Origin of the sequence: Anaerobiospirillum sp. NML120511 (assembly GCF_023050955.1) — a bacterium.
In the GTDB taxonomy this organism is placed as follows: domain Bacteria; phylum Pseudomonadota; class Gammaproteobacteria; order Enterobacterales; family Succinivibrionaceae; genus Anaerobiospirillum.
In genome coordinates this window covers 64372-87361 of sequence record NZ_JALKIK010000013.1, presented here as the reverse complement: position 1 = coordinate 87361, position 22990 = coordinate 64372, and the positions used below count along the sequence as shown (strand labels likewise).

Annotated in this window: 13 protein-coding genes; 2 read left to right on the top strand and 11 right to left on the bottom strand. The window is 53.9% G+C overall.

All coding sequences use genetic code 11. The features are described 5' to 3' along the window. Window positions 1–403: 403 nt before the first annotated feature. The 10 genes from lpxB to MXE39_RS05450 all read right to left on the bottom strand — a co-directional run bounded on the left by lpxB (window position 404) and on the right by MXE39_RS05450 (window position 19008). Window positions 404–4051, bottom strand: a complete 3648-nt coding sequence (gene lpxB / locus MXE39_RS05495; RefSeq protein ID WP_246977673.1) for a lipid-A-disaccharide synthase — start codon at window positions 4049–4051, stop codon at window positions 404–406. 655 nt (window positions 4052–4706) lie between these two features. Then, window positions 4707–5588 carry an acyl-ACP--UDP-N-acetylglucosamine O-acyltransferase gene (lpxA, locus tag MXE39_RS05490; protein ID WP_246977672.1) on the bottom strand — a complete coding sequence of 294 codons (882 nt, stop codon included), beginning with the start codon at window positions 5586–5588 and terminating at the stop codon, window positions 4707–4709. 238 nt (window positions 5589–5826) lie between these two features. After that, window positions 5827–6303: a 3-hydroxyacyl-ACP dehydratase FabZ gene (gene fabZ, locus MXE39_RS05485; RefSeq protein WP_348647438.1), complete on the bottom strand. Its 477-nt coding sequence runs from the start codon at window positions 6301–6303 to the stop codon at window positions 5827–5829. 648 nt (window positions 6304–6951) lie between these two features. Then, window positions 6952–7980: a UDP-3-O-(3-hydroxymyristoyl)glucosamine N-acyltransferase gene (lpxD, locus tag MXE39_RS05480; RefSeq protein ID WP_246977671.1), complete on the bottom strand. Its 1029-nt coding sequence runs from the start codon at window positions 7978–7980 to the stop codon at window positions 6952–6954. A 415-nt stretch (window positions 7981–8395) separates the two neighbouring features. Then, window positions 8396–8932, bottom strand: coding sequence for an OmpH family outer membrane protein (locus MXE39_RS05475; RefSeq protein ID WP_246977670.1), 537 nt, complete (start codon window positions 8930–8932; stop codon window positions 8396–8398). 363 nt (window positions 8933–9295) lie between these two features. Continuing rightward, window positions 9296–11743, bottom strand: a complete 2448-nt coding sequence (gene bamA, locus MXE39_RS05470; RefSeq protein WP_246977669.1) for an outer membrane protein assembly factor BamA — start codon at window positions 11741–11743, stop codon at window positions 9296–9298. Window positions 11744–12040: 297 nt separating this feature from the next. Continuing rightward, window positions 12041–13723 (bottom strand): RIP metalloprotease RseP, encoded by a 1683-nt coding sequence (gene rseP / locus MXE39_RS05465; RefSeq protein WP_246977668.1) that lies wholly within the window; start codon window positions 13721–13723, stop codon window positions 12041–12043. A 366-nt stretch (window positions 13724–14089) separates the two neighbouring features. Continuing rightward, window positions 14090–15787: an ABC transporter substrate-binding protein gene (locus MXE39_RS05460; protein WP_246977667.1), complete on the bottom strand. Its 1698-nt coding sequence runs from the start codon at window positions 15785–15787 to the stop codon at window positions 14090–14092. Between the two features lie 1090 nt (window positions 15788–16877). Then, window positions 16878–18149, bottom strand: a complete 1272-nt coding sequence (ispC, locus tag MXE39_RS05455) for a 1-deoxy-D-xylulose-5-phosphate reductoisomerase (RefSeq protein WP_246977666.1) — start codon at window positions 18147–18149, stop codon at window positions 16878–16880. Further along, complete coding sequence (locus tag MXE39_RS05450) at window positions 18136–19008, bottom strand: phosphatidate cytidylyltransferase (RefSeq protein WP_246977665.1); 873 nt, start codon at window positions 19006–19008, stop codon at window positions 18136–18138. The genes ispC and MXE39_RS05450 overlap by 14 nt, the downstream gene beginning before the upstream one ends. A 739-nt stretch (window positions 19009–19747) precedes the next feature. Between MXE39_RS05450 and MXE39_RS05445 the strand changes: the two genes are divergently transcribed. Together MXE39_RS05445 and MXE39_RS05440 are read left to right on the top strand one after the other, a co-directional pair. Beyond that, window positions 19748–20620 carry a CatB-related O-acetyltransferase gene (locus MXE39_RS05445; RefSeq protein WP_246977664.1) on the top strand — a complete coding sequence of 291 codons (873 nt, stop codon included), beginning with the start codon at window positions 19748–19750 and terminating at the stop codon, window positions 20618–20620. A gap of 329 nt (window positions 20621–20949) precedes the next feature. After that, window positions 20950–21834, top strand: coding sequence for a CatB-related O-acetyltransferase (locus MXE39_RS05440; protein ID WP_246977663.1), 885 nt, complete (start codon window positions 20950–20952; stop codon window positions 21832–21834). A 126-nt stretch (window positions 21835–21960) separates the two neighbouring features. Here the strand turns inward: MXE39_RS05440 and MXE39_RS05435 are convergent, their stop codons facing one another. Next, window positions 21961–22860, bottom strand: a complete 900-nt coding sequence (locus MXE39_RS05435; protein ID WP_246977662.1) for a flagellin — start codon at window positions 22858–22860, stop codon at window positions 21961–21963. Window positions 22861–22990: the final 130 nt, after the last annotated feature.

Below are 22990 nucleotides of genomic sequence, written 5' to 3'. Positions count from 1 at the left end.
ATGTTGTGCTCCTGATAATAAATCAATAATGACTGACGCCGCCCCGCCGCCTGGCAGTATAACCAGCTGATGCAGTGCTGCATCATGCACTGGCGGGCGGCTGATATTCAAAGCCCCATTATCCCATATGCCCCTAATCTGACAACATGGCCAGACCACAAGTGACTGGCCCATACGGGCCTGCTCAGTATCATGGGGCCCGGCCATAATCATGGGGCAGGACCAGGATCATGGGCAGGTTCAGGGCCAGGCAATAGCCCTGGACCATGGCAATGGTCTCGGGTCCTGGCAATGGCCCTGGACCATGGCAATGGTCTCGGGTCCTGGCAATGGCCTGGGGTCCTGGTGGCGGTTATGAAGTGCAAAGGGGCTGAACCACGGCAGTGATTCAGCCCCTCTTTATTTAGCGGTCGGTGATGCGCTTGATTACATCGGAGTTCTTGCGGCGACCTCCGCGTCCTCCCAGCTCGTCAGAGTCACGACTGCTGTCCCTTGAGCTGGTGGAGCGGGTCAGTTGGCGGTCCTGATAACTGCCTGGTGCTGATCGGCTGCCTGAGCTGCGGGTCAGGGAGCTGTCGCGCCAGGAACTGGAGGAGCTGCCTGCAGTGGTGCTGCGGCTGTCACGATCTCGTGAGCTGCGAGAGTCCGTACGGCTGGAGTCACGCTCCCATGAGCGAGAGCTGCTGCGACTGTCGCGCTCACGGTCGCGATCGCGTACGGAGTCGCGGCTGGAGTCGCGGCTGGAGCTGCGGCTGTCACGGGTATCACGGCTGTCGCGCGAAGAGCGGCTCTCCCAGGAACGACCGGAGTCACGGCTGTCACGTGTGCTGTCGCGACGTGATGAATCACGTGAGTCGCGGGCCGAGCGGCTGCCGCTGTCACGGGTCAGGCTGCTGGTGCTGTAGGAGCCGCCTCCGGTAATGGAGTCAGTGAAATTGTCGCGGCTGGTCCATGCACCACCAGATCCGTCACGATTGTCATAAGAGCTGACACGGGCCGATCCGTAGGAACTGCCCAGTGAGCTGTCTGATGACGAAAATGAGCTGCTGATGCTGCTGCCGGCTGTGCTTGAGTAAGAGCCGGAAATGCTGTTGTCATAGCCGCTGCTCTTGATGATGTCACGGCTGTCGTAGAAGCTGGTGCGGGTGTAGTCATCACCAGAGGAGCTGCGACGGGATGACAGATCACTGCGACTGCTGCGCTCTTTGCGATCCTCAGTGCGGCTGCTGCGCTCACTGTCACGTGAGCTGCGACTGTCATGTGAGCTGCGACTGTCGCGGCTGCTGCGGGAGCTGTCGCGTGCGTCACGGCTGTTACGGGAGCTCTCGCTGTCGCGGCTGCTGCGCAGTGAGCTTTCTGCGCTCTGGGCAGTGGTTCTGAACAGAGACTTGCCTGACCCGGAGCTGTCCTTGCTGTCATAGCCACGGGCAACGTCAGAAATATCAGTCTTGTGAGCGCTGCTCAGGCTCTTGCTGTCCTTATGATCCACACTGGCAGTGCGGGTACGGTCAAGGAAGTCACGATAGCCTGAGGCATCGCTGCCACGTGAGCCTGATGAGGCTGAAGTTGCAGCATCAGTGGCCGATGTGGCTGCATCTGATGCAGAAGCGTCTGCGGTAGCTGATGCAGAGACGCCTGCGGTGGCTGATGCTGACTTGTGCTCAGAGCCATCAGAAGAGCTGATTTCAAGCTTGCTGATGGCGGCGTCTGCGACACTGGCCTTTACTGAGCTTGCTGAAATATCGGTAATCTGGACACTGCCGGCACCGGCTGAACCGGTTTGAGCTGTGGCAACGGCGGCGGCACTTTCACGGGCAGCGGCGGCAGCGAGGGCAGCAGCCTCAGCCTCTGCCTCGGCACGGGCTGCAGCTTCGGCTGCTTCACGGGCCTTTTTCTCAGCGGCCAGACGAGCCTTTTCAGCAGCGCGCTCAGCCTTAATCACATCGCGCTCAGCCTTGCGCTCACGCATGGTTTTGGCAAAGGAGCGCAGTGAACCCATGAAAGACTGACCGGCACTGGATACCCCACCGGCCACGCTCGAAGCAATGCCAGCCAGTCCCTGAGCTAACTGTGCGCCCTTTGACGGCCCCACGGCCTTTTCCGGGGCGGCATCAGCTGCTGCACCGCTGGCAGCAGAGGCAGTGGCGGCCGCAGCTGTCGCATCTGGAACAGCGGCCTGATTGTCTAATACTGCAGCGTCGGTGCTGGCGGAGGCTGCGGAGCTGACAGCGGCAGCAGTGCTGGCCGAGTCAGATGCGCTGGCGGAGTCATATGTACTGCCTGAGTCAGGCTCGGCCTTGCTGTCCTTGCCCTTGCGCTTTTTGCGCCTGTTCTTCTTGCCCTTGCCTGAAGCTGCATCATCAGCTGATGCACTTCCTGAGCTGGCCTGCTGCCCGTCCTCATCAGAGCTCGAGGCAGCGGAGCTGCCTGATGCCGAAGATGAGGCTGATTGTGCTTCTGACTGTGAGCGGGCAGCATCAGCTGCGGCATCGGTAAGGGACACCGGTGCAGATGAGCCAGATGCAATGGCGATTACAGGAGCAGTCATGGTCAGGAAGCGCTCTTCGTCTCCATGGCCATAAATGGTTCCTGATACCACTGAAGCTGTGCCTGTAGCTGCTGCGACGATCGCAGAGCTTTTGGCATCGCCACCGGAGGCGCCGGTAGCGACGGTGGTGCCGGAGGCGCCTGCGTTGCCGGCTGCATCAGCAGATGCTGCGGCGGTGCCGGAAGAAGCAGCCGCGCCTGTGGCTGCATCGTCCTTTTTGTCAGGGGATGGCAGGCGGATAGCTGAATTGGTAAGGGCCAGAGTTTCAAGTTCAGGCTCTTTGGCTGTAAGCGCGGTATCGGTTTTCTTGAGGGCCAGAGCCAGGGTTTCGCGGTCGCGGGTAGCAACGCGGATTACGGCACGGGCGGCCAGCTCATCGGTGTTGACGCGAATGCTCTCATGAAGTGCTGTAAATTCCTTTTTCATCAGCACATTGTCAGAGGTCAGCAGACGTATGCACTCATGGGTAAGCTTGATAGGAGTGCAGTCTTCCTGAATCATCTCCTTGACTATCTCTCTTTTGGCCAGCAGATTTGGCAGAGAGTACATGCTTACCTTGAGCATGCCACGGGCAATGGCGGCAGTCAGAGCTGATACACGGTAGGCCACTACCATTGGGCACTTGAGGAGCATGGCCTCAAAGGCAATGGTGCCGCAGGTTAAAAGGGCGGCATCGGCCGAGGCAATCACATCCTGGGTATTGCCTACAAAGACGGTAAGGGACAGATTAGGACAGTTTTCGAGCCAGATGTCCTTGATGAGCAGAGCGATTTGACGATCCGGGGCTACGGTAATGAAGGTAATGTCCTTCATCTTTTCGTGGAGCATGGCTGCGGTACGGGCATAGATTGGCAGCATGCGGGTAATAATGCCCCTGCGTGAGCCTGGCAGAATAGCCAGCACGCGGGCACTGACTCCGTCGACACAGTTCTTGTACAAAGAGCAGCGCTCACGGGCAGTAGCCTGATCGATATCAACAGGAATGGAATTGGCCAGAGTATGTCCTACATAGGTGCAGGGCATGTCATGGCGATCATAGAATTCTTTTTCAAAAGGCAGGAGGGCCAGCACTTCTTCACAGGCAGCCTTGATTTTGACTATACGCTTTTCGCGCCAGGCCCATACTGAAGGGCTGACATAATGAATGGTGCGGATGCCGGCTTTCTTGAGCTTTGCCTCAACGTAAAGATTGAAGTCAGGGGCATCAATACCCACCATGACGCAGGGACGCTCTTTGATGAGCATGCGGGTAATGGCAGAGCGGATTTTTAAAATAGGCACAGCACGGGCAGCTACTTCAAAAATGCCCATTACCGACAGTTCCTTCATGTCAAAAGCGGACTTCATGCCGCACTGCGCCATCTTCTCACCGCCAATGCCGATAAATCTGGCCTTGGGATCGTGGCGCAAAATGGCCTTCATCAAGCCCGCACCCAGGGTATCACCAGATACTTCACCGGCGATAATGGCATACAGGTGGGGATTGAAATTTGAGTCAGACATTAAAGGGAATCCTATCGAAAAAAGCGCACTAGTGCGCAGTCACGCTCAGTACACGTACAGTCTGGCAAATACTAACCTGGATTGCTTAGTCCTGGCCTGGAATAATGGCCCCGGGTCCGGCCCCTTGCCGTCCGTGGCCCAGGCTTGGCCGGACCTGGCCCGGACGGCATGGGCCCTGGCTGGACGGCCGTGGCCCTGGCTGGACCTGGCCCGAGGCGGGCTGCAGCCTGGCCACAGGTCATGACATGCAGCCTGGCTGCTGGTCTGACCGCTCATTTGCCTGGGCTGTTCTGGCGCAGCATGCGCGGCGACAGCCTTGCAGCAGGCGCCTGCACGGGCCCATCGCTGCCCGGCAGCGCAGAAGCGGCAGCTGACCGGGTTCCTGACATGAGTGAGGTGAAATTCAGGGGCCAGGAAAGATGCTAAGACGCATGAAATCGAATATATAAGTAAAGGACAGTGGCTAAAGTGTTTTAACCTGGCCCATCCTGGGGGCCCGGTCATTAAGGCAGAGCCATGAGGCTCCCTGCAGCCGCGCCGGCCCGCAGAGCGGGCTGGGGCCGCATAAAGGAGCGGAAAACGAAAAGGCTCCAGCCACAGGGCAAGCTGCCTCTGAGAGACTGGAGCCTTCTTGAGCACCAGCTGGACTGAATGGCTAGCGGACGATGCCGCGACCGTTTTTCTTTACGAAATCCAGCAGTGGCTGTACGGCGCTTTCAGCAGCTGCAATTTCCTCAAGCACAGGAATGGCTTCTTCAATGGTCAGATGCTTGTGGTAAATGGTCATATAGGCCTTCTTGATGGCTGCAATGGCAGAGCTTGAGAAGCCACGGCGGGCCAGACCTACAGAGTTGATACCACGGGCACGGGCATAGTGACCGGCTGCCATAACGTAAGGAGGAACGTCCATGTTGAGGGCAGCCATACCGCCAACAAAGGCGTGGGATCCTACGCGGCCAAACTGGTGAATGGCAGAAAGACCGCCAAAGATTACGTAATCGCCAATCTCCACGTGACCTGCCAGAGTGGCGTTATTGGCAAAAATACAGTTGCTGCCAATGATGCAGTCGTGCGCTACGTGGGCATTGACCATAAAGAGATTGTCATTGCCAACGCGGGTCTCATTGAGTCCCTGAACAGTACCGCGATGTACGGTGCAGTGCTCACGGAAGGTGTTGTTATCGCCAATGGTCAAAGTAGTGGCTTCACCCTTGTACTTGAGATCCTGGCAGGCCTCGCCAATGGAGCAGAACTGGAAGAAGTGATTGTTGCAGCCTATGACACTTGGACCACGGAAAACACAGAAAGGCTCGATAACACAGCCATCACCGATGGTTACCTCACCCTCGATAATGACGTGATCCTTTATGACCACATTCTCGCCGATAACAGCCTTGCCCCGGATAAGGGCACTGTCTGCTATCTGAGCAGACCCGGCAATCTGAGGCTGGCCCTCATGGGTATGAACCAGCGGGTAGGCATTGGTACCGGTTAAGCCCTCGCTCTTTGGAGAGCCTGCAGCTTCGTTTTGAGCCATGGAGACATCCTCTCTTAAATGCGCGATCCCGCAGATGCAGGTACTAATATCAGCATTCCCTTAACAGCAAAGACCGGAGACAGGGGGCCAGTCAAACGCTAAGCACCGCTCAATGGCTGCCTGAACATCATTATGGCAAAGGGCAGGACGGGCAAACACAGCTGCCTGTACTCAAAGCCCCTGACCAGATATCAGTATGGCACCTGAGCTCCGGGAGGGAATGCAGATCAGGTTTAGCCTAGCTGCGTACCTTGGCACACATTAAATCAGCAGAGCAGACAACCTCTCCGTCTACTGTGGCTACACCCTTGAAGCTGGCAATGCCGCGCTTTTCCTTGAAGAACTCAACGTCCAGAACCAGCTGATCACCAGGAACTACAGGTCTTCTGAAGCGGGCGTTATCAACGCTGGCAAAGTAGTAAAGCTCACCTGGCTCCGGCTTGCCCACCATGGTGAAAGCAAGAACGCCGGTGGCCTGAGCCATGGCTTCGAGAATCAGCACGCCTGGAAAAATTGGCTTGCCAGGGAAGTGTCCCTGGAAGTAAGGCTCATTGAAAGTGACATTCTTGATGGCCTTTAAGGTCTTGTGCTCCTCAGTAATGGAGTAGTCGACGACCTTGTCAATCATTAAGAAAGGATAACGATGTGGTAAGAGCTCCATGATCTCTTCAACGTTTAAGGTCTTCTTTTCATTGTTCTCGTTACTAGATGTCACTTGAATCCACCTTGTTAGTCATCAAATCCATCAGACAGCTGGCGCTATACACCAGTGATCTCCCCGTCAGACAAGTCCAGCCCGTGCCGGTTTCTACGTGAGAGTGCTGCATACTGCCAGCAGACTGCGCCTGTTGAAACGGCTGCATGAAAGCTGCTGCGGGTGGGCAACCTGGTGTTGCCTGATGACGGTGCCTGAACATATCAGGTACGTCACCACCGGCGGTCAGCAGGAAACATGACTGTCCCTGTCTTTTGTGACCCTCAGGTCAGTGCCACTGCCGGGTGCGATAGGCCTGTCGGGGCAATACTTGAATTAATGGCCAGACAAGCGCCCAATATCATATCATTTTTTGGGCCCGAAAAATGGAGATCCCGCGAATAAAGGCCCCGCCGGGCCCCCTGCTGGCCCGCCGCCCGGGATGAGCTCAGAGCATCATGCCAGGGAACTGCCATGGCCGGTCAACTAAAGGACCAGTCCGGCCAGAGACCGGGATGACCGGCCCTGAAAGTTCAGGGGCTGACAAGCCATATGGCCAGTCAGCCCCTGAATCATGAGGTCAGCAGCTGCGCTGCGCGAAGTGTCTCCCCGTCGTGCTGCCCAGCCATGCCTGCAGGAGGCGCGGCGGGCCGGCACAGCGGTGTGGGATCAGTCCTTATTTTTGAGGGCCTTGACCTCTTTTTCCAGATCCATCATGCGACGGTACATGTCGTTGATGTGCAGCACGCGTGAAGCAGTGCGGCGCCACTCGCTGTTGGTCTGGGCCGGAATGCCAGAGGAATAGGTTGCTCCCTTTTCCTCAATGGAGCGCATCACCATACACATACCGGAAATGGTTACCTGGTCTGCAATGGTAATGTGGCCATTGAATACTGAGGTTCCGCCAATAATACAGAACTTGCCAATGGTTACTGAGCCGGCAAAGGTGGTTCCGCCTGCGATGGCGGTGCCAAAGCCAATCTTTACGTTATGGGCAATCTGACAGAGATTGTCGATGATGACATTGGACTCAATGATGGTGTCATCGATAGCACCACGGTCAATACAGGTATTGGCGCCGATTTCGACAAAGTCGCCAATGACAACACGGCCTGACTGAGGAATCTTTACCCAGGTACCCTTGTCATTGGCATAGCCAAAGCCGTCAGAGCCGATAACGGTACCGGACTGAATCAGACAGTTATTGCCTATGACACAGTGGTGGTAGACGCTTACGCCCGGATAGAGCTTTGTATTGTCGCCGATAACAGCCTCAGGGCCGATGACGCAGTTGGCACCGATCTGCACGTTATCACCGATAACAGCACCGGCGCTGATAACCACGTGAGGGCCAAGACTTACGTTATTGCCCAGCTTTGCGCCCTCTTCAACAAAGGCAGCTGGATGAATGCCCTTTGCAATGGCCGGAGTAGTATCAAGCATCTGAGCCACACGGGCAAACCCCAGATAAGGGTCAGCAAGAACCAGAGCAGTACCTTTGACATGCTCCCTGAACTCAGGCTTGACCATGACACAGCCGGCTGCAGTGGTCTCAAGCACGTCACGGTATCTGACATCAGACAGGAAGCTGATTTCATCAGGGCCGGCTGTCTTGAGATTTGCCACGCGGGCAATATCAAGCTCACCATTGCCGGTAAACTCAGCGTTTAACTGTGCGGCTATATCCTTTACTAACATGACTCAAACCTCATCAGGGGGAAATCAGCCGCAGCATACGGCTGTCCAAATGCAATCTTACGCAAAGCGCATACTAAAGAGGCTCCGGCAGACATCATAATGATGCTACCCGGAGCCCCTCAACAAAGGACAGTAACCTGTCAACAGGAGTCCGTCCCCTGTTATCAGACAGAAAACCAGGCTTTCTGTCAGCTGCCTGCGGCAGCCGCTGAACGCTACCCGGACTGCCCTGCACTGGTATTGTGCCGGGGCTTTGCCCAGGGTCACAGTGCCTGGGCTTTGCCCCGGGTCACAGTGCCTGAACTTTGCCCGGGGGCACTGCGCTATGGCAAAGCCCCGAGCCTGCGCAAGGGCACAGGGTCCGACACAGGTATCTGTGCGTGGACGGTAGTCTTATGGCCGGTTACAGCAGCTGTTACTTCTTTTTCTTGGCGGCGTCAGAAACGCGCTTGATAACGTCGCTGGAGATGTCCAGAGAGTCGATGGTGTAGGCAATGCCCTCACCACGTAAAACCAGGTCAATATTGCGCTCCTGAGCGATGGCATCAATGGCCTTCTGTACAGCTACGGCCAGCTTGCGGTTTTCTTCCTGAATACGCTTTTGCTGATCTTCCTGCAGGGCACGGGCCTTTAACTGGAACTCAGCCTGTAACTGGGCGATTTCACGCTGCTTGTTGACCAGCTCATTGCCCTTGTACTTGCCGGCATTAATGTCCTGACCAAGCTGGGTGCCCTTCTGCTGGAGCTTCTGCAGATCCTGCTCACGCTTGGAGAACTCCTTGGCCAGAGTCTTTTCAACATCCTTGGCCTGAGGAATCTCAGTCATGATTAAAGGCAGGTTGATAACGGCAATGGTTGGGGTCTTGGCAGCTGGAGCGGCCATTACGGAGGTAGCTGAAGCGCCCAGTAAGGCAACGCTTAAGGCAGAGGCAAGTAAAACTTTCTTTAACATCACAAATTTTCCATTGAATCTGATAACCGTCTGCAAGGCTGTGCCGGCGGCATCATCAGTGACAAATCCGTACAGGCTATGAGCGCTTGCGCTGTCAATTAGCATATACCCTCACACCTGGCTGTAACTTATGACAGATCCATGGCCGCCATGAGACAATGCAGCCGCATTGCAGCCAGGGCAGCCTTATGGCCGCCTTATGGCCGCCTGATGGGCCGCGATGGCCGTGCCTGCCGCCAGGGATGCAGCAAATGCAGCAGCCCAGGCAGCAGGTCAGGTGAGGGAACTCAGAGCCCTGATATACAGATCAGAGCCCGGAGCAGTATTCCGCCCCGGGCCCTTTTAGCTTAAGACGGCAGTTGCTTAGAAGCGGCCGCCGATGTCAAAGCTGAAGAACTGGCTGTCGTCACCATCCTGCTCCTTGACTGGTCGAGCCACGGAGAAGGACAGAGGACCGACTGGAGACATCCAGGTAACGGACACACCAGCTGCAGCGGAGTAATTGGATGGGCTGCTGTAGTCAGGTGCACCGGTAAAGCCTTTGGTGTATTCGCTTGAATTGGTATCCCACAGGGCACCGGCATCAAGGAATACAGAGGTACGAACCTGATTCTTATAAGCCTCAGAGATAAATGGGGTTGGAACAATCAGCTCGGCAGACAGAGCCCACAAAGCGTTACCGCCCATGTTGTCATCATCGTCGATACGGATGCTGCTGCCCTCAGGGTACAGAGCACGAGGACCTACGGAGTTGCGTTTAAAGCCGCGTAACCACTGGTCACCACCGAGGTAGAAGTTGTCAAAGAATGGCAGCTTCTGATCCATGCCATCTACGGTACCGTAACCATTACCGTAGGCACCACGGCCACGAACGGAGAAGATCACGTCGTGATTCTCATTCATAGGGAAGTAATGGAAGGTCTGGAAGTCAGCCTTGTAGTACTGCAGGTCAGAACCCTTTGGCAGAGTAGTAAACAGGGTCATACTCTGACGGGAGCCGGCAGTTGGGAATACGCTGCGGTCCAGGTTGTTACGGTTGAGATTAATCTTGAATGTGTAGTTGAGGAAGTCGTTGGACAGATCACCCTCACCATAGGTACGCCAGAAGTCCACAGCCTGCAGGAAGAACTTGTTGGACTTGATGCTCATCTTCTGGATACCCAGAGTGTAGGTAATGTATACGTTATCGGTAATTGGATAACCTGTGCTGATGTCAGCACCGATGGACTCGTTGTCGTAGGAAACAACGTCTGCATCATCACCGTGGAAGTTATCGTAGTAGATACGGCCACCAAGGGAGATCTGATCTACAGACCAGTATGGATCGGTGTAGCCCAGCTCTACGTGCTCACGGAAGTCATTCTGATAGGCGCTCAGATTGGCCTTGGTACCCCAGCCAAATACGTTGCTCTGGGAAATGCCGGCCTGAATCATGAAGCCTGATGAAGTACCGAAACCAACACCGCCCTGGATGGAGCCGGTTGGCTGCTCCTTGACCTTGGTATCAAGAGCTACAGTATCACCTGAGGTGCCAATACGGCGGGTGGTGATGTCGGAAGTCTCGAAGAAGCCGGTACGGTTGAGGCGGGTCTTGGATGCCTCAATGGCCTCATTGGACAGCCAGGTCTGGTCCATCTGGTTGATTTCACGACGGATAACAGTGTCGTTGGTCTGGGTATTACCGGTGATGTTAACACTGGTTACATAAACGCGCTGACCTGGCTCAACCATAAAGGTCAGATTTACTACCTTGTTCTTCTCGTCGAACTCAGGAACGGCAGTTACCTTGGAGTAGGCGTAGCCGAACTTGCCCAGGTAGCTGGCCAGGGTCTTTTCGTTGAGGGTAACCTCACGGGCTGAATAGGTGCTGCCCTTCTGCAGGGAAATCAGCTGCTGCATTTCACTGCCGTACTTGAGGGTATCGCCCATGATCTTGCAGTTGCCGATGGTGTACTTGTCGCCCTCGGTTACGGCAATGGTCAGGTACATGCTCTTCTTGTCAGGAGTAATGGAAACCTGAGTGGAGTCAACACTGAAACGCACGTAGCCGCGATCCTGATAATAAGAACGCAGAGTCTCAAGATCAGCATTGAACTTCTGGGCATCGTAGCGGGAGTTGGCAACCACGTTCCACCATGGGACGTCGTCACGCAGCTGCAGCTGGGATACGAGCACATCTTCGGCAAAAGCCTTGTTACCTACGATGTTGATCTGCTCGATGGCGGCAGCCTTGCCCTCATAGAACTGGATCTTTACCTCAACACGGTTACGTGGGAGGTTGGTCATTACAGTCTTGACCTCAGCCTGATACATACCGGCTGAGTGATAGAAATCGATGAGGCTCTGCTCAATCTGACGCAGGGTCTGAACATTGACAGGCTCACCAGGACGCAGGCCCTGCTGTTCAACTACGTTGCGCAGAGCTTCTTCCTGAATCTGCTCATTACCGGCAAAGGTAACAGAGCCGATGGTAGGCAGTTCGGTGACATCAACCACCAGAGTATTGCCGTCCAGAGAAAGTGCTACATCGGAGAAGTTTCCAGTGGCATACAGACGCTTCATGGACAGAGCAACACGGTCGCGGGTCAGTACGTCACCCTGACGTACCGGCAGAGCAAGCAGCACTGCACCCAGACTGACACGGTTTAAACCACGAACTCTGATATCCTGGATCACAGTTCCATTGAGCTGAGCACCAGCATTGGGACCTGCCTGCGGTGCAGCATAGACGTGAGGAGCCAGAGCGGCCATGACGCCTAAGGCAAGTCCTGTTAAGAGTGATCCTTTATAGTGCTTTCTATCAGTTGACATCTTGAACCCAATCTTAAAACGGGCAGCTGCTCGGGGCTGCAATAACCTGCATCTGTCAGAAAGTTGAGACTGCACCATATTGAGGCCGGAACCTCCTGGGTATGCAGCCACAATCTGACTGTGAGTGATGCACAAAAAAAATGGAAAACAGGCACAGGCAGGCTGCACTCAGTCCTGTCTGAACCGGCCCTGCCATGGGACCGGTCCTGACCTCAGGGCGCGTGTAAAACAGTGAACACTGCGTGCTGAGGCAATGTGGACAACAAGTCCTGCTTGAGCAAATTCAACTATTTTAACTTAAAGCGACGCTATGTCATTAAAAATAGCTAACATTGTCAGAGATAACAGTATGGCCATACCAGCTGCAGTAAGGATACGCTGCAGGCGCACATTAGGTCTGCGGCCGGTAACTTTCTCATAAGTCAGAAAAACCAGCTGGCCGCCATCAAGCACCGGTACCGGCAGCAGGTTGAGAATACCGAGGTTAACCGAGAGCGTGGCCATAAACCACAGGAAGTTGGAAAGTCCAATCTGAGCCATGACGCCGGCACCACGGGCAATGGTGATAGGACCTGAAATATTTTCCGTGCTCAGAGCGCCGGTAATCATCTGACGGGCGCCCTCCAGAATAAGCATGCTCATACGGCCGGTTTCGGCTATGGCATTGGTCAGGGCATCAACAGGACCGTGCTGCACGGTATTGACCAGCTCAGGAATATGGCTGACCTCCACACCAAAGCCCACAATCTGACGCTGCTGGCCGGTGTTTTTGTCATAGACGAGCTCCGGGACTACAGTAAAGCTCATATGGCGGCCGTCACGTACCACCTCAATTTCCATGCTTCCGCCCTCAAAGGCGGCAATGGTGCGGGTTACGGTAAACCAGTTAGGCATGGTCTGACCATTGATGGCTACAATACGGTCGCCCACCTTAAGACCGGCAATATCAGCAGGTGAATCAGGCTTGATAATGGTCAGCCCCTCAGAGACCCTGCCCTGAGATGGCTGAAAACCAATCTGGCCAAAAGTGTCATCACGCGGACCAAAACGCACCGAGCTCAGATCAAGCTCTACTGTACGAACCTGTCCCCTGCCAAGGTCGCCAGCCACTTCCATCTGCACTGAAGAACCTGCACGGGTCATCAGCTCGGAGATAACATCATTCCAGCCGCGCACCTCAGTACCGTCGACACTGCGAATAAGATCGTTATCACGCAGGGCGGCAGCTGAGGCCAGAGTATCAGGAGCCACGGCCCCGACCACAGGCAGCAGATATCTGATGCCCAGCATGTTCATGGCTGTATAGAGCACCACGGCCAGCACAATGTTAAATACCGGTCCGGCTGCCACAATCATGGCGCGCTGCCCTACGGTCTTGGCTGCAAAGGAATCCTCATCATACATAGCGTTACCGTCAGCGCCGACGGCGGCGCTATCGGCAGCGCCATCAGCCCCGCCAGTCGCCTTGCCCTGCCCCTGTCCAAGGGCCAGAGCCTGCTCACGCATTTCCTGACTCCAGGCTGAGTTGTCATCCTCAGAGCCATCAGAGCGGCTGACCCTGCCCTCGCCAGACGGGTCAAAGCAGAAATCACCACCAGACACGGCACCGGCGCCGCTCCCTGCGCCGGCCCCGCTACCGGCCCCGACGCCGCCCTCATCGGCGGCACCGCCAGCGGCGCGACCACCGGCGGATGCCGATGCTGCCTTTGGCTGCACCTCGTCGGCCGGAGCGCCTGGTGCGTTCCTGTCATCGCCCTCGCCCTTCATGGAGCAGTAACCGCCCATGGGAATGGCGGAAATGGCAAATTCGGTGCCGCTTTTCATCCTGCGTTTGTAGATTACCGGTCCCATGCCAATGGAAAAACGATAGACCCTGACGCCAAATCGGCGGGCAGCAAGGAAGTGGCCAAGCTCATGAATGGCAACCAGAACTCCCAGGGAAATGATAAAGAAAAGTATGTTCCACAGGGCCGATGTCATGTTATCTCCTACTAAAGGCACGGACAGGCTAAAAAACGGCTAAAAAACGATATTTTAGAACAGTTTGACCACAAAATGATCCACATGACACAAAAGGTGACAAAGCCATTCATCCCGGAGCGCACTGCCGGCAGTCACAACCGGCCACCCCATGAGCCTGAGCCCCTGTCCTTCAAGGCAAGGTGAGCATGCAGCCATGCCATGCTTTGAAAGGCATGGCCTCATGGCTGCCGCAGTACAGCCCGGGAGCAGAGCTCAGTAACGACAGAGGGCCGTCCCTGCTTTGGGACAGCCCTCAGTTATGACAGCCAGTCATGGCCGCGCTTACCGGCACTGCATGCCAGATGCAGCGCGAGAGCATGCATATCAGGCAGCATCACCTGCTGCTGGCGCAGCTTCGACTTCGGCGGCAGCGCCATCGGCTGCCTCAGTGGCTGCATCTGCAGACTCAGAGGCAGGGGCAGTCGAAGGATCAGCGGCCGGGGCAGGCAGAGCAGCCGGAACAACTTTCTTGGAGATATTCTTGAAGTAGACCACGTTCATGTCGTAGATACGGCCTGAAATGCCCGGACTGTGAGCAGCCAGCTCCTTGGCATGGGAGATAGGAACCACACCGGCATCTTCAGCCATGATGTCGTTAGCGCGCTCATACATACTGGTGCGCACCTTGCCGTCAGGTACATGAACGGCTTCGTTAATAAGACTGATAAACTCCTGGTTAATCCACAGGCCCTGATTGGATACAGGATCAGTGCTGGAGTAGATGTTGATGAAGTTATCAGGATCACCGTTATCTCCGCTCCATCCCATAAAGCAGATATCCCATGAGTCGGTCAGGAGCTTGCTGCGGAAAGTGGCCCAGTCAAATACTGAGATCTCCGACTTGACGCCGGCCTTATGCAGATAAGACTGCACAGCTTCAGCCAGTACCTGTCCGCCTGCTGTGTTGTAGAAGCGTGAGTTGGAGTAAGTGAAAATACGCAGCTTCTTGGTACCTTTCTTCGCAAAGGTCTTACGTGCGGCCGCAGGATCATAGCCTATGACTTTGGCATCAGGGGTATAGCCGGTCATAAAGGTCGGGAAGTAAGAGTCAGCAAAGGTGGCGTAGCCCTTATACAGAGACTTGACCAGCTCAGGACGGTTGATGGCCTGGACTATGGCCTCACGTATTTCAAGATCGGCTGTAGGATGGCCCTTACGGCAGTTGAGCAACATGTAATTGATGTTATTGCCTTCATTTTCATAAATCTGGCCACCGCCTTCCCTGATGTGCTCGATGACGTTGGCATCAATACCGTTGATGATGTCCACCTCACCATTCTTAAGAGCTACTACACGGGCAGATGTGTCCTTCATGATGCGGTAGATAACATTCTGCACATCAGGCTTTGGGCCCCAGTAATCATCAAAGGTGGTCAGCACGAGCTGCTGCCCCTTGTCCCATGAGACAAGACGGTATGGACCAGTGCCTACAGGATTGCTCATCAGGCTGTAGTTGTACTTGCGCAGTGCTGTTGGTGAGGCAATAGGAGCGGCGTAACAGATAGCCATGTTACGCAGGAAAGGAGTCAGAGTCTTGTCAAGGCTGACCTTAACAGTGTGTTCGTCTATAACCTCGGTCTTTCGCACGCTGCCAAAGACAAAAGGAGCATAGGATGCCATTTGCGGGGTCATGTTCTCACGGGACTGACGGTCAAAGTTGAATTTGACAGCCTCAGCGTTAAACGGGGTACCGTCGTGGAACTTGACGCCCTTGCGCAGATAGAAAGTGTAGGTAAGGCCGTCAGGACTGATTTCCCACTTTTCAGCCAGAGATGGCTCAAGCTCAGTAGTTCCTGACTTAAAGCGCAGCAGAGACTCGTAAATATTGGCAACCATGGAGCCTGACTCAGTGTCATCTATGAGAGCCGGATCCAGACCGACCGGCTCTGTAGAGCTGGCGAAGATCAGATTGTCTTCAGGTGCTCGTGACAGGGGGTCCGACCAGGCAGTTGAGACCACAGCAGCGCTGAAAGTCAGAGCAAGAGCAGCTGACAGGCGCTTAATTGACATTTTTATAGACATACAATCACCAGTAAGTAACGCTAACGCAATGGCAAACTCTAAGGAAATGAAAAAGGATATGGATATGGTCAAGGCAATCCTTGCCCCGGTCAGCAAGCTGCCCTCAATGGCCCCCAGCAGCCAGCATCACAGCCAGAAGTCAACAGCCAGAAGTCAGCCGCACAGGCGACAGCCATTATTCAAGCATCCCGGTCCACTCAGCAAGGCAAGCCAGGACGCACCTCATGCCCAGGTCCCGGCCAGGGCTGAACCTGGCGGCCAGCGTCAGGCATAAATGGCACAGGTCTGCTCCAGGTAACGCCTGCAGAGATGAAAATACAGGGCAGACTGACAGGCTGAATATATCCTGTACTCAAAGGGTGTTTACAGTGCCATATCAGGACCTGAGCCATAACAGCTGATGCTGCAACTGATCTGGAGCTGCAGTGTAACCGTAACCCTTTTCCTTCATGCTTCATTCACTGTTTCATTGATGCACCATGGCAATGATGCACTAATGACAAATACTTTCTTTCACTATTACACCGTGCTCCCGGGCACTGATGCTTTCATGAGCTCATTGATTCATACATTTAACTGCTTATGAAAGCAGCAACTTGAACATGCAGGCAGATGTACCTGCACTCATGACTGCTTTCCAGGCACTGACACAGCTTACATAGCTGATAAACTCGTGCCTGAGCTGGTTCAGGGGAAGTTAAACGGGACGTTTTGAGCACATAAAATTCAAGACATACTGCGACAGATAATATGTGAAAAGATCAGTCTGCAGGACAAAAGATCTGAACTTTTTGTGGAACCTGTGTCAGTAGTCTACAAAATACAGGGCTTTCGCACCAATAGAGCACTGTATCAAGCATGGCCTGCACTAATGCAGTTCACAAGTATTGTGCACAAAATGCACGGTATGCGCCACAACATGAGCAAAACTCTGATATTTTCGGGATGTTGGCACCATGTTTTGCTTCAATAAGCACAGACCCGATATCGCATGCTTGCGATATCGGGTCTGATATTGCGCACTTGAGCTTAAGCACTCATCTCTTGAGGCCGTATGGCTGAATATTACAGCTCTGCCTCTGACCATATTTTATGAGCGGGAGGCTACAAAGGATTCTGCAAGGCTGCGGGCCTGACTGTCTACAGCCAGGATCTCCTCGAGCTCATAGGCACTGGAGCCGCTGATGCTGTTGAGGACATGATCTACAGTCTCACTTATGCCAATAAAGGAAAGCCTGCCACTTAAGAATGAGGCCACAGCAACCTCATTGGCCGCATTTAAGGCTGTGGTCATTGCCTGACCGCTGGTGCTGGCCTCCATACCCATAAACAGGCAAGGGTAGCGCTCACGATCCGGCTCACGGAAGGTAAGAGAGCCCACAGAGGTGAAATCAAGGGCTTTGACTCCGGCATCCATACGCTGTGGCCATGCCATGGCATGAGCAATAGGTGTCTTCATGTCTGGCTGACCAAGCTGGGCCATTACTGCGCCATCGACATAAGACACCATGGAGTGAATCACGGACTGAGGATGGACAATGACCTTGACCTGATCTACTGAAGCATTGAACAGATAGCGGGCCTCGATGTACTCAAGGGCCTTGTTCATCATGGTGGCTGAATCTACTGAAATCTTTGGGCCCATGGACCAGACAGGATGATTGATGGCCATGGCCGGGGTCACATCCTTTAAGGCGCTGAGCTCACAGTCACGGAAAGGTCCTCCTGATCCGGTCAGCAGAATCTCGCTGACACCTGTTGAAGCCAGATCACATGAGCCCATACGCACCTGTTCACTTGCCGGCAGACACTGGAAAATGGCGCTGTGTTCACTGTCTACAGGCAGGACCAGAGCCTTGTGGGTGCGGGCCATGTCAAAGAAGAGCTGGCCACTCATGACCAGAGCCTCCTTGTTGGCAAGGCAGATGCGACAGCCGGTCTTAATGGCGGCCAGCAGCGGCTTGAGACCGGCGGCACCAACAATAGCGCCTACCAGGGTATCAGCTCCGCCATCACCGGAAACCTCAATAACACCAGACTCACCGGCCAGAATGTCAGTCCTGGATGCAAGGTCAGGACGGCGCTCCTCAAGCATCTTACGCAACTGCTCTGCTGAGTGTTCATCGCTCATGGCGACGCGCTCAGGCTCAAACTCGGCAGTAAGATCAAACATCTTGGCAGCATTTGATGATGCAGCCAGAGCATGGACCTTGTATTTGTCTTTATGCAGACGCAGCAGATCGCAGGTTGCATCACCTATGGATCCGGTAGCACCAAGCAGGGTAACACTGCGTACAGAGGAAGACTGACTTGAGCTGAGACAGTCACAGCTGCAGCAGCTGCCATCTTTAGCTGGCGACATGGAAAAGTTCTCCGCTGACTAACCAGTACAGGCTCATAAACACAGGCACGGCAGCCAGCTGAGAATCGATACGATCGAGCATGCCGCCATGACCAGGAAAGATCTTTCCCGAATCCTTGATGCCGGTCAGGCGCTTTAGCATGCTCTCAACCAGATCGCCAAACACAGAGAAGATGATGGCGCCGAAAGCCGCTGCAAGAAAGCCCAGTTCATGATTGCCAAAAACTGAATAAAAACTGTAATGTTTTGCCAGATACATAACCACTATTGCCAGCACGACACCGCCGTAGAGACCTTCATAGGTCTTCTTGGGACTGACCTCAGGCATGAGCTTTGTCTTGCCCAGAGTGCGTCCTGTGAAGTAGGCGCCTGAGTCAGATGCCCAGACCAGGGCCATTACTGACAGAACCAGCCAGGCTCCCTCACTGGGACTGTTGGCAAAATTGGTGGCACGCAGAATCAGCAGACCCTGCAGGAAAGGAACCAGCATCAGCAAAGCAAAGATGCAGTTGAGCACCTTGTTATTGTGCCAGCTGGTGTTGTCAGGATAGCTTTTGACCAGAAATACTGACAGTACCCAGAAAGGAAGGCCGGCTACTACCAGATACTTCATGTATTCAGGCACGCCACTTACTATGTACTCACCAGGAGGGGCGACAATGAACATGGTTGTGGAGGCACAGGCTGCGACCACCAGAAAAGGGATGCGGCTCCTGAATTTGAGCAGCGGGCCCATTTCGTAAGCAGCCACCATGTAGATAAACAGGGCACCCATGGTAAATATGGCATAGTCTGCAAAGAACAGCCATGCAACCACGAGGGCAATCAATACTGAACCTGTGGCAATTCTAACGCCCATAGTAAAGTGTTCCTAAAGTCAAAAAGCGCTCAGCTGCCCCCGCCGCATGTCTGCGGGACTGCCTGCAGGCATGCTGGCCCGCGCACCAGCGACCTCAGGCCAGCACGCCTGCCAGCCCTCAGGCCTGTCAATTCACGCATTCTGCGCAAAAGGGCACAGGGCCACGCTCCCGGGACAACCGGGCATGGGTGTACAGCTGTAATAAATTTCCCTGACAGCGTTTACACGACAAGTGCAGTGGCAAAGCTATGCGCTCCTGTATCAGGCACGCTCTATTATCCGACTGCAGCGAGGATCAGTGCAGTGCCAGATGCTCATAATATGAGCCCGGCCTCAAAACTGTCTGTAATCTTATCTGTGATGTATTCATTGGCGGCTCAGCCGCGCAAAAACGATCCGTCAATGGTAACACAACAATGAGCAAAACCGGTTATTTATGGCACACCCCACACCGGCAAAAATCCCATTCATCTCACCGCCCGCTGCAAGCCAGTCATAAGATCGCAGCAAACTGGCATAAAGCGGCAGCAAACTCTACATTATGCCGCAGCATCACCACATGAAGCCGCAGCAGCACTCCCTCCGTCATGCCCACGCTGATGACCATACCACGCGACATATTATGTGAGCACAGTTTGTAAAATCAGAAAGACAACCGGCCACAGGGCTGATCTGCACGGCACCTTTTCTTATAATGGGCGCACTGTTTTGTTTTAGAACCTGTACTCAGGAAAATCACATGGCGTCCAAACTTATCCCGGTCAAACCAGTCAATCTAAGCGAGGCTACACGCAATCTGCTGGAGCCTCATGGACTGTACATTAAAAACGGCGTACTGCTGGCCCGTAACCTGTGCTTTCGTGCCCCGGTCTACATCTCCGAAAACTGCATTGTCATGGGCAGTCAGATTGATTCCTACTCCTACCTGGGACGCTTTTCTGTAGCAGCAGACACAAAGATAGGCCGTTACTGCTCCATAGCACACTACGTGGAGCTGGCCATGGGAATACATAATATCGACCGCTTCTCTACTACACCTGCCCTGTATAACAATATGTTTTTCATGAAGTACTCAGGAAACATTCCAGAGCAGGACCCTGACTACATTGAAAGAGGCGTTTTCAACAGAAGCGTTATCGGCAATGATGTCTGGATTGGCGCAAACGTAAAGATTCCATCATCAGTCACAATTGGCCATGGTGCCGTAATCAGCACCAATGCTGTCATTACCAAAGACGTGCCACCATACGCCGTAGTGGTAGGCGGAAGTGACGATAATGGCCGTGGCTCTCAGCGCATCATCAAGTACCGCTTCCCGGACGAGATTATCAGTGACCTTATGGAGATCAACTGGTGGGATTACGATATCCCTCGCATGATTGCCCAAGGCATTGATGTACCACGTACTGACATCAGGGGCTTAATCTCATTTTTCAAAAACGAAGACCGTGACAGGCTGATCCCGATGGCCTCTCCATGGCGCCTTCTTGCCTGCACTGACAACAATACTGTGCACATGTTCCCAACAGAGCCTGACACCTTTATGCAATACAACGTAGTAGAGGTAGACAAGAAGACAGGCAAGGCCATTTGCATGCGCCTGGCCGTGTAACATCCCATGCTGCTACAGCATCACCGGCTGCCACAGCATGCCCCAGCCCAAGGCGCTCTGATGATCGCCATGGAGGCACCTGCTCACCGCCATGAAGGCCCTTGCCTACCGCCATGGAAGCCCGTGATTAACACTATTGCAGCCATTACCTGCTGCCCGTGCCTAACGATATGGCAGCCAGTGATTACCGCAAGGTATCCCCACCATACTCAAGTCCTGTCGCCGCCAGAGATCGCAGGGAGGCTGCCTCTGCGAAGGCCATCATATGAGAACAAACTACACTAAGGAGTACCCATGTCCGGATGCCATGCCGGGCTGAGGATTTGCCTATGTCGACATCCATTGTTCCTGTTCAGCCTGTTATTCCCTCAGACCGCCTGCGCCAGAAATTTAAGGGCATAGGCCTGACTCTTAAGAATAATGTGATGGTGGATCGCAATCTGCGTTTTCGCAACCCTGCCTATGTGGCCAGCAACTGCATAGTAATGCGCACCCAGATTGACGCATACTCCTACATGGAGCGCTTCAGCGTTGCTTCCAACACTACTATTGGACGCTACTGCTCTATTGGCCATTATGTCGACATGGCCATGGGCATTCACAATTATGAGCGCTTCACCACCTCCCCTGCCTTTTATAAAAATATGATTTTCATGGACCACTCAGGCGAGATAGCTGAAGAGGACCCTGACTTTATTGCACGCGGCATGAATAACGAGGTCACGATAGGAAATGACGTATGGATAGGAGCATACGTGAACATACCTGCTTCGGTAACCATTGGTCATGGCGCTGTAATCAGCACCAATGCCGTAATTACCAAGGACGTGCCTCCCTATGCCATTGTGGTAGGAGGACCTGACAACAATGGCCGAGGCTCTCAGCACATCCTCAAATACCGTTTCCCGGACGAGATAATCAGTGACCTGCTGGAGATTAAATGGTGGGACTATGACCTGCCTCGCATGATTGCACAGGGCATTAAGGTTCCACGGGACAATATTGCTGACCTTATCTCCTTTATCAAAAACGAAGACCGCGACAAGCTCCTGCCCCTGAGCGATCAGTGGCGACTGTGCAGCTTTGCCTCAGCAGACCGCGCTTTTATCTTCCCCTCCCGTCCCGACACTTTCATGGACTACAACGCCGTTGAAGTCGATAACCAGACCGGCGCCGGCGTCAGACTGCTCAACACCCGAACCGACAACCACTGAAATACGAATCCGCAAAATACAGGCAGCAAACAGATCTCCAGAAAGAATAAAGCCTCCAGCTCAAACGAACCGGAGGCTTTATCGTATCTGCAGGAGCCATGGCTCCTGATAGCTGTCAGTCAGGTATTAGCCTAACAGGGACAGACCGAGCTGTGGACGGGTGTTAGCCTGCATCAGCATGGAGGTAGCAGCCTGCTGAATGATGGACTGCTGGCTCAGGTTAGCAGACTCTTCGGCGAAGTCAGCATCACGAATACGGCTGCGGGCATCAGCCTGGTTGGCAGAAACATTAGCCTGGTTTCGGATTGAGCTCTCTAACCTGTTCTGTATCGCACCTAGTCCGGCACGCTGACCATCAACAGCAGCAATGAGCTTGTCCATGCCTTCGATAATGCCGTCAATCTTGGTAGCATCATCAATTAAAATCTTGTCATCAAAGATTTCAGCAAAGCCGGCATCATCAATACCTGCCATACTTGCGATTTGGGAGAGCTTCATACCATTAACGGCGAAGTCGATAGTATCACCCTTGTTAGCACCTACCTGGAGAGTCATCTTGCCTTCCCAGTCACCGGCACCAGCCTCGAAAAGGGAATCATTACCAGCACCGTCCAGAACTTTCTTACCACCAAAAGTGGTCTGCTCAGCAATACGATTTACCTCAAGTGCCAGCTGAGTAGCTTCTTTAGACAGAGCAGTACGGTCTTCAGCAGTATTAGTACCGTTCTTAGCCTGAACAGCCAGAGTACGAATCTTCTGCAGCATGCCGGTAATTTCGTCCATACCGCCCTCAACAGTCTGGGCAAGAGCAATACCATCGGAGCTGTTACGGTTACCCTGGTTTAAGCCGTTAATCTGGGTAGTTAATCTGGAGGAAATCTGCAGACCGGCAGCATCGTCCTTGGCGCTGTTAATTCTCAGGCCAGAACTGAGTCTTTGATATGTAGTAGTGAGCTGATTCTGTACGTTGTTGAGGTATCTGCGTCCGTTTAAGCTTGAGACGTTTGTATTTACGTATACGGCCATAATAAACCTTTTAAATCTGATTCATATGCCCTTTCTGCCACTGTTTGTACAGAGTTGTGTACGCTATTGCACAGTAACAGAAGACATCGATTATTCTGTAAAACGCTTTAGAGAGCGTTAACCGAACATT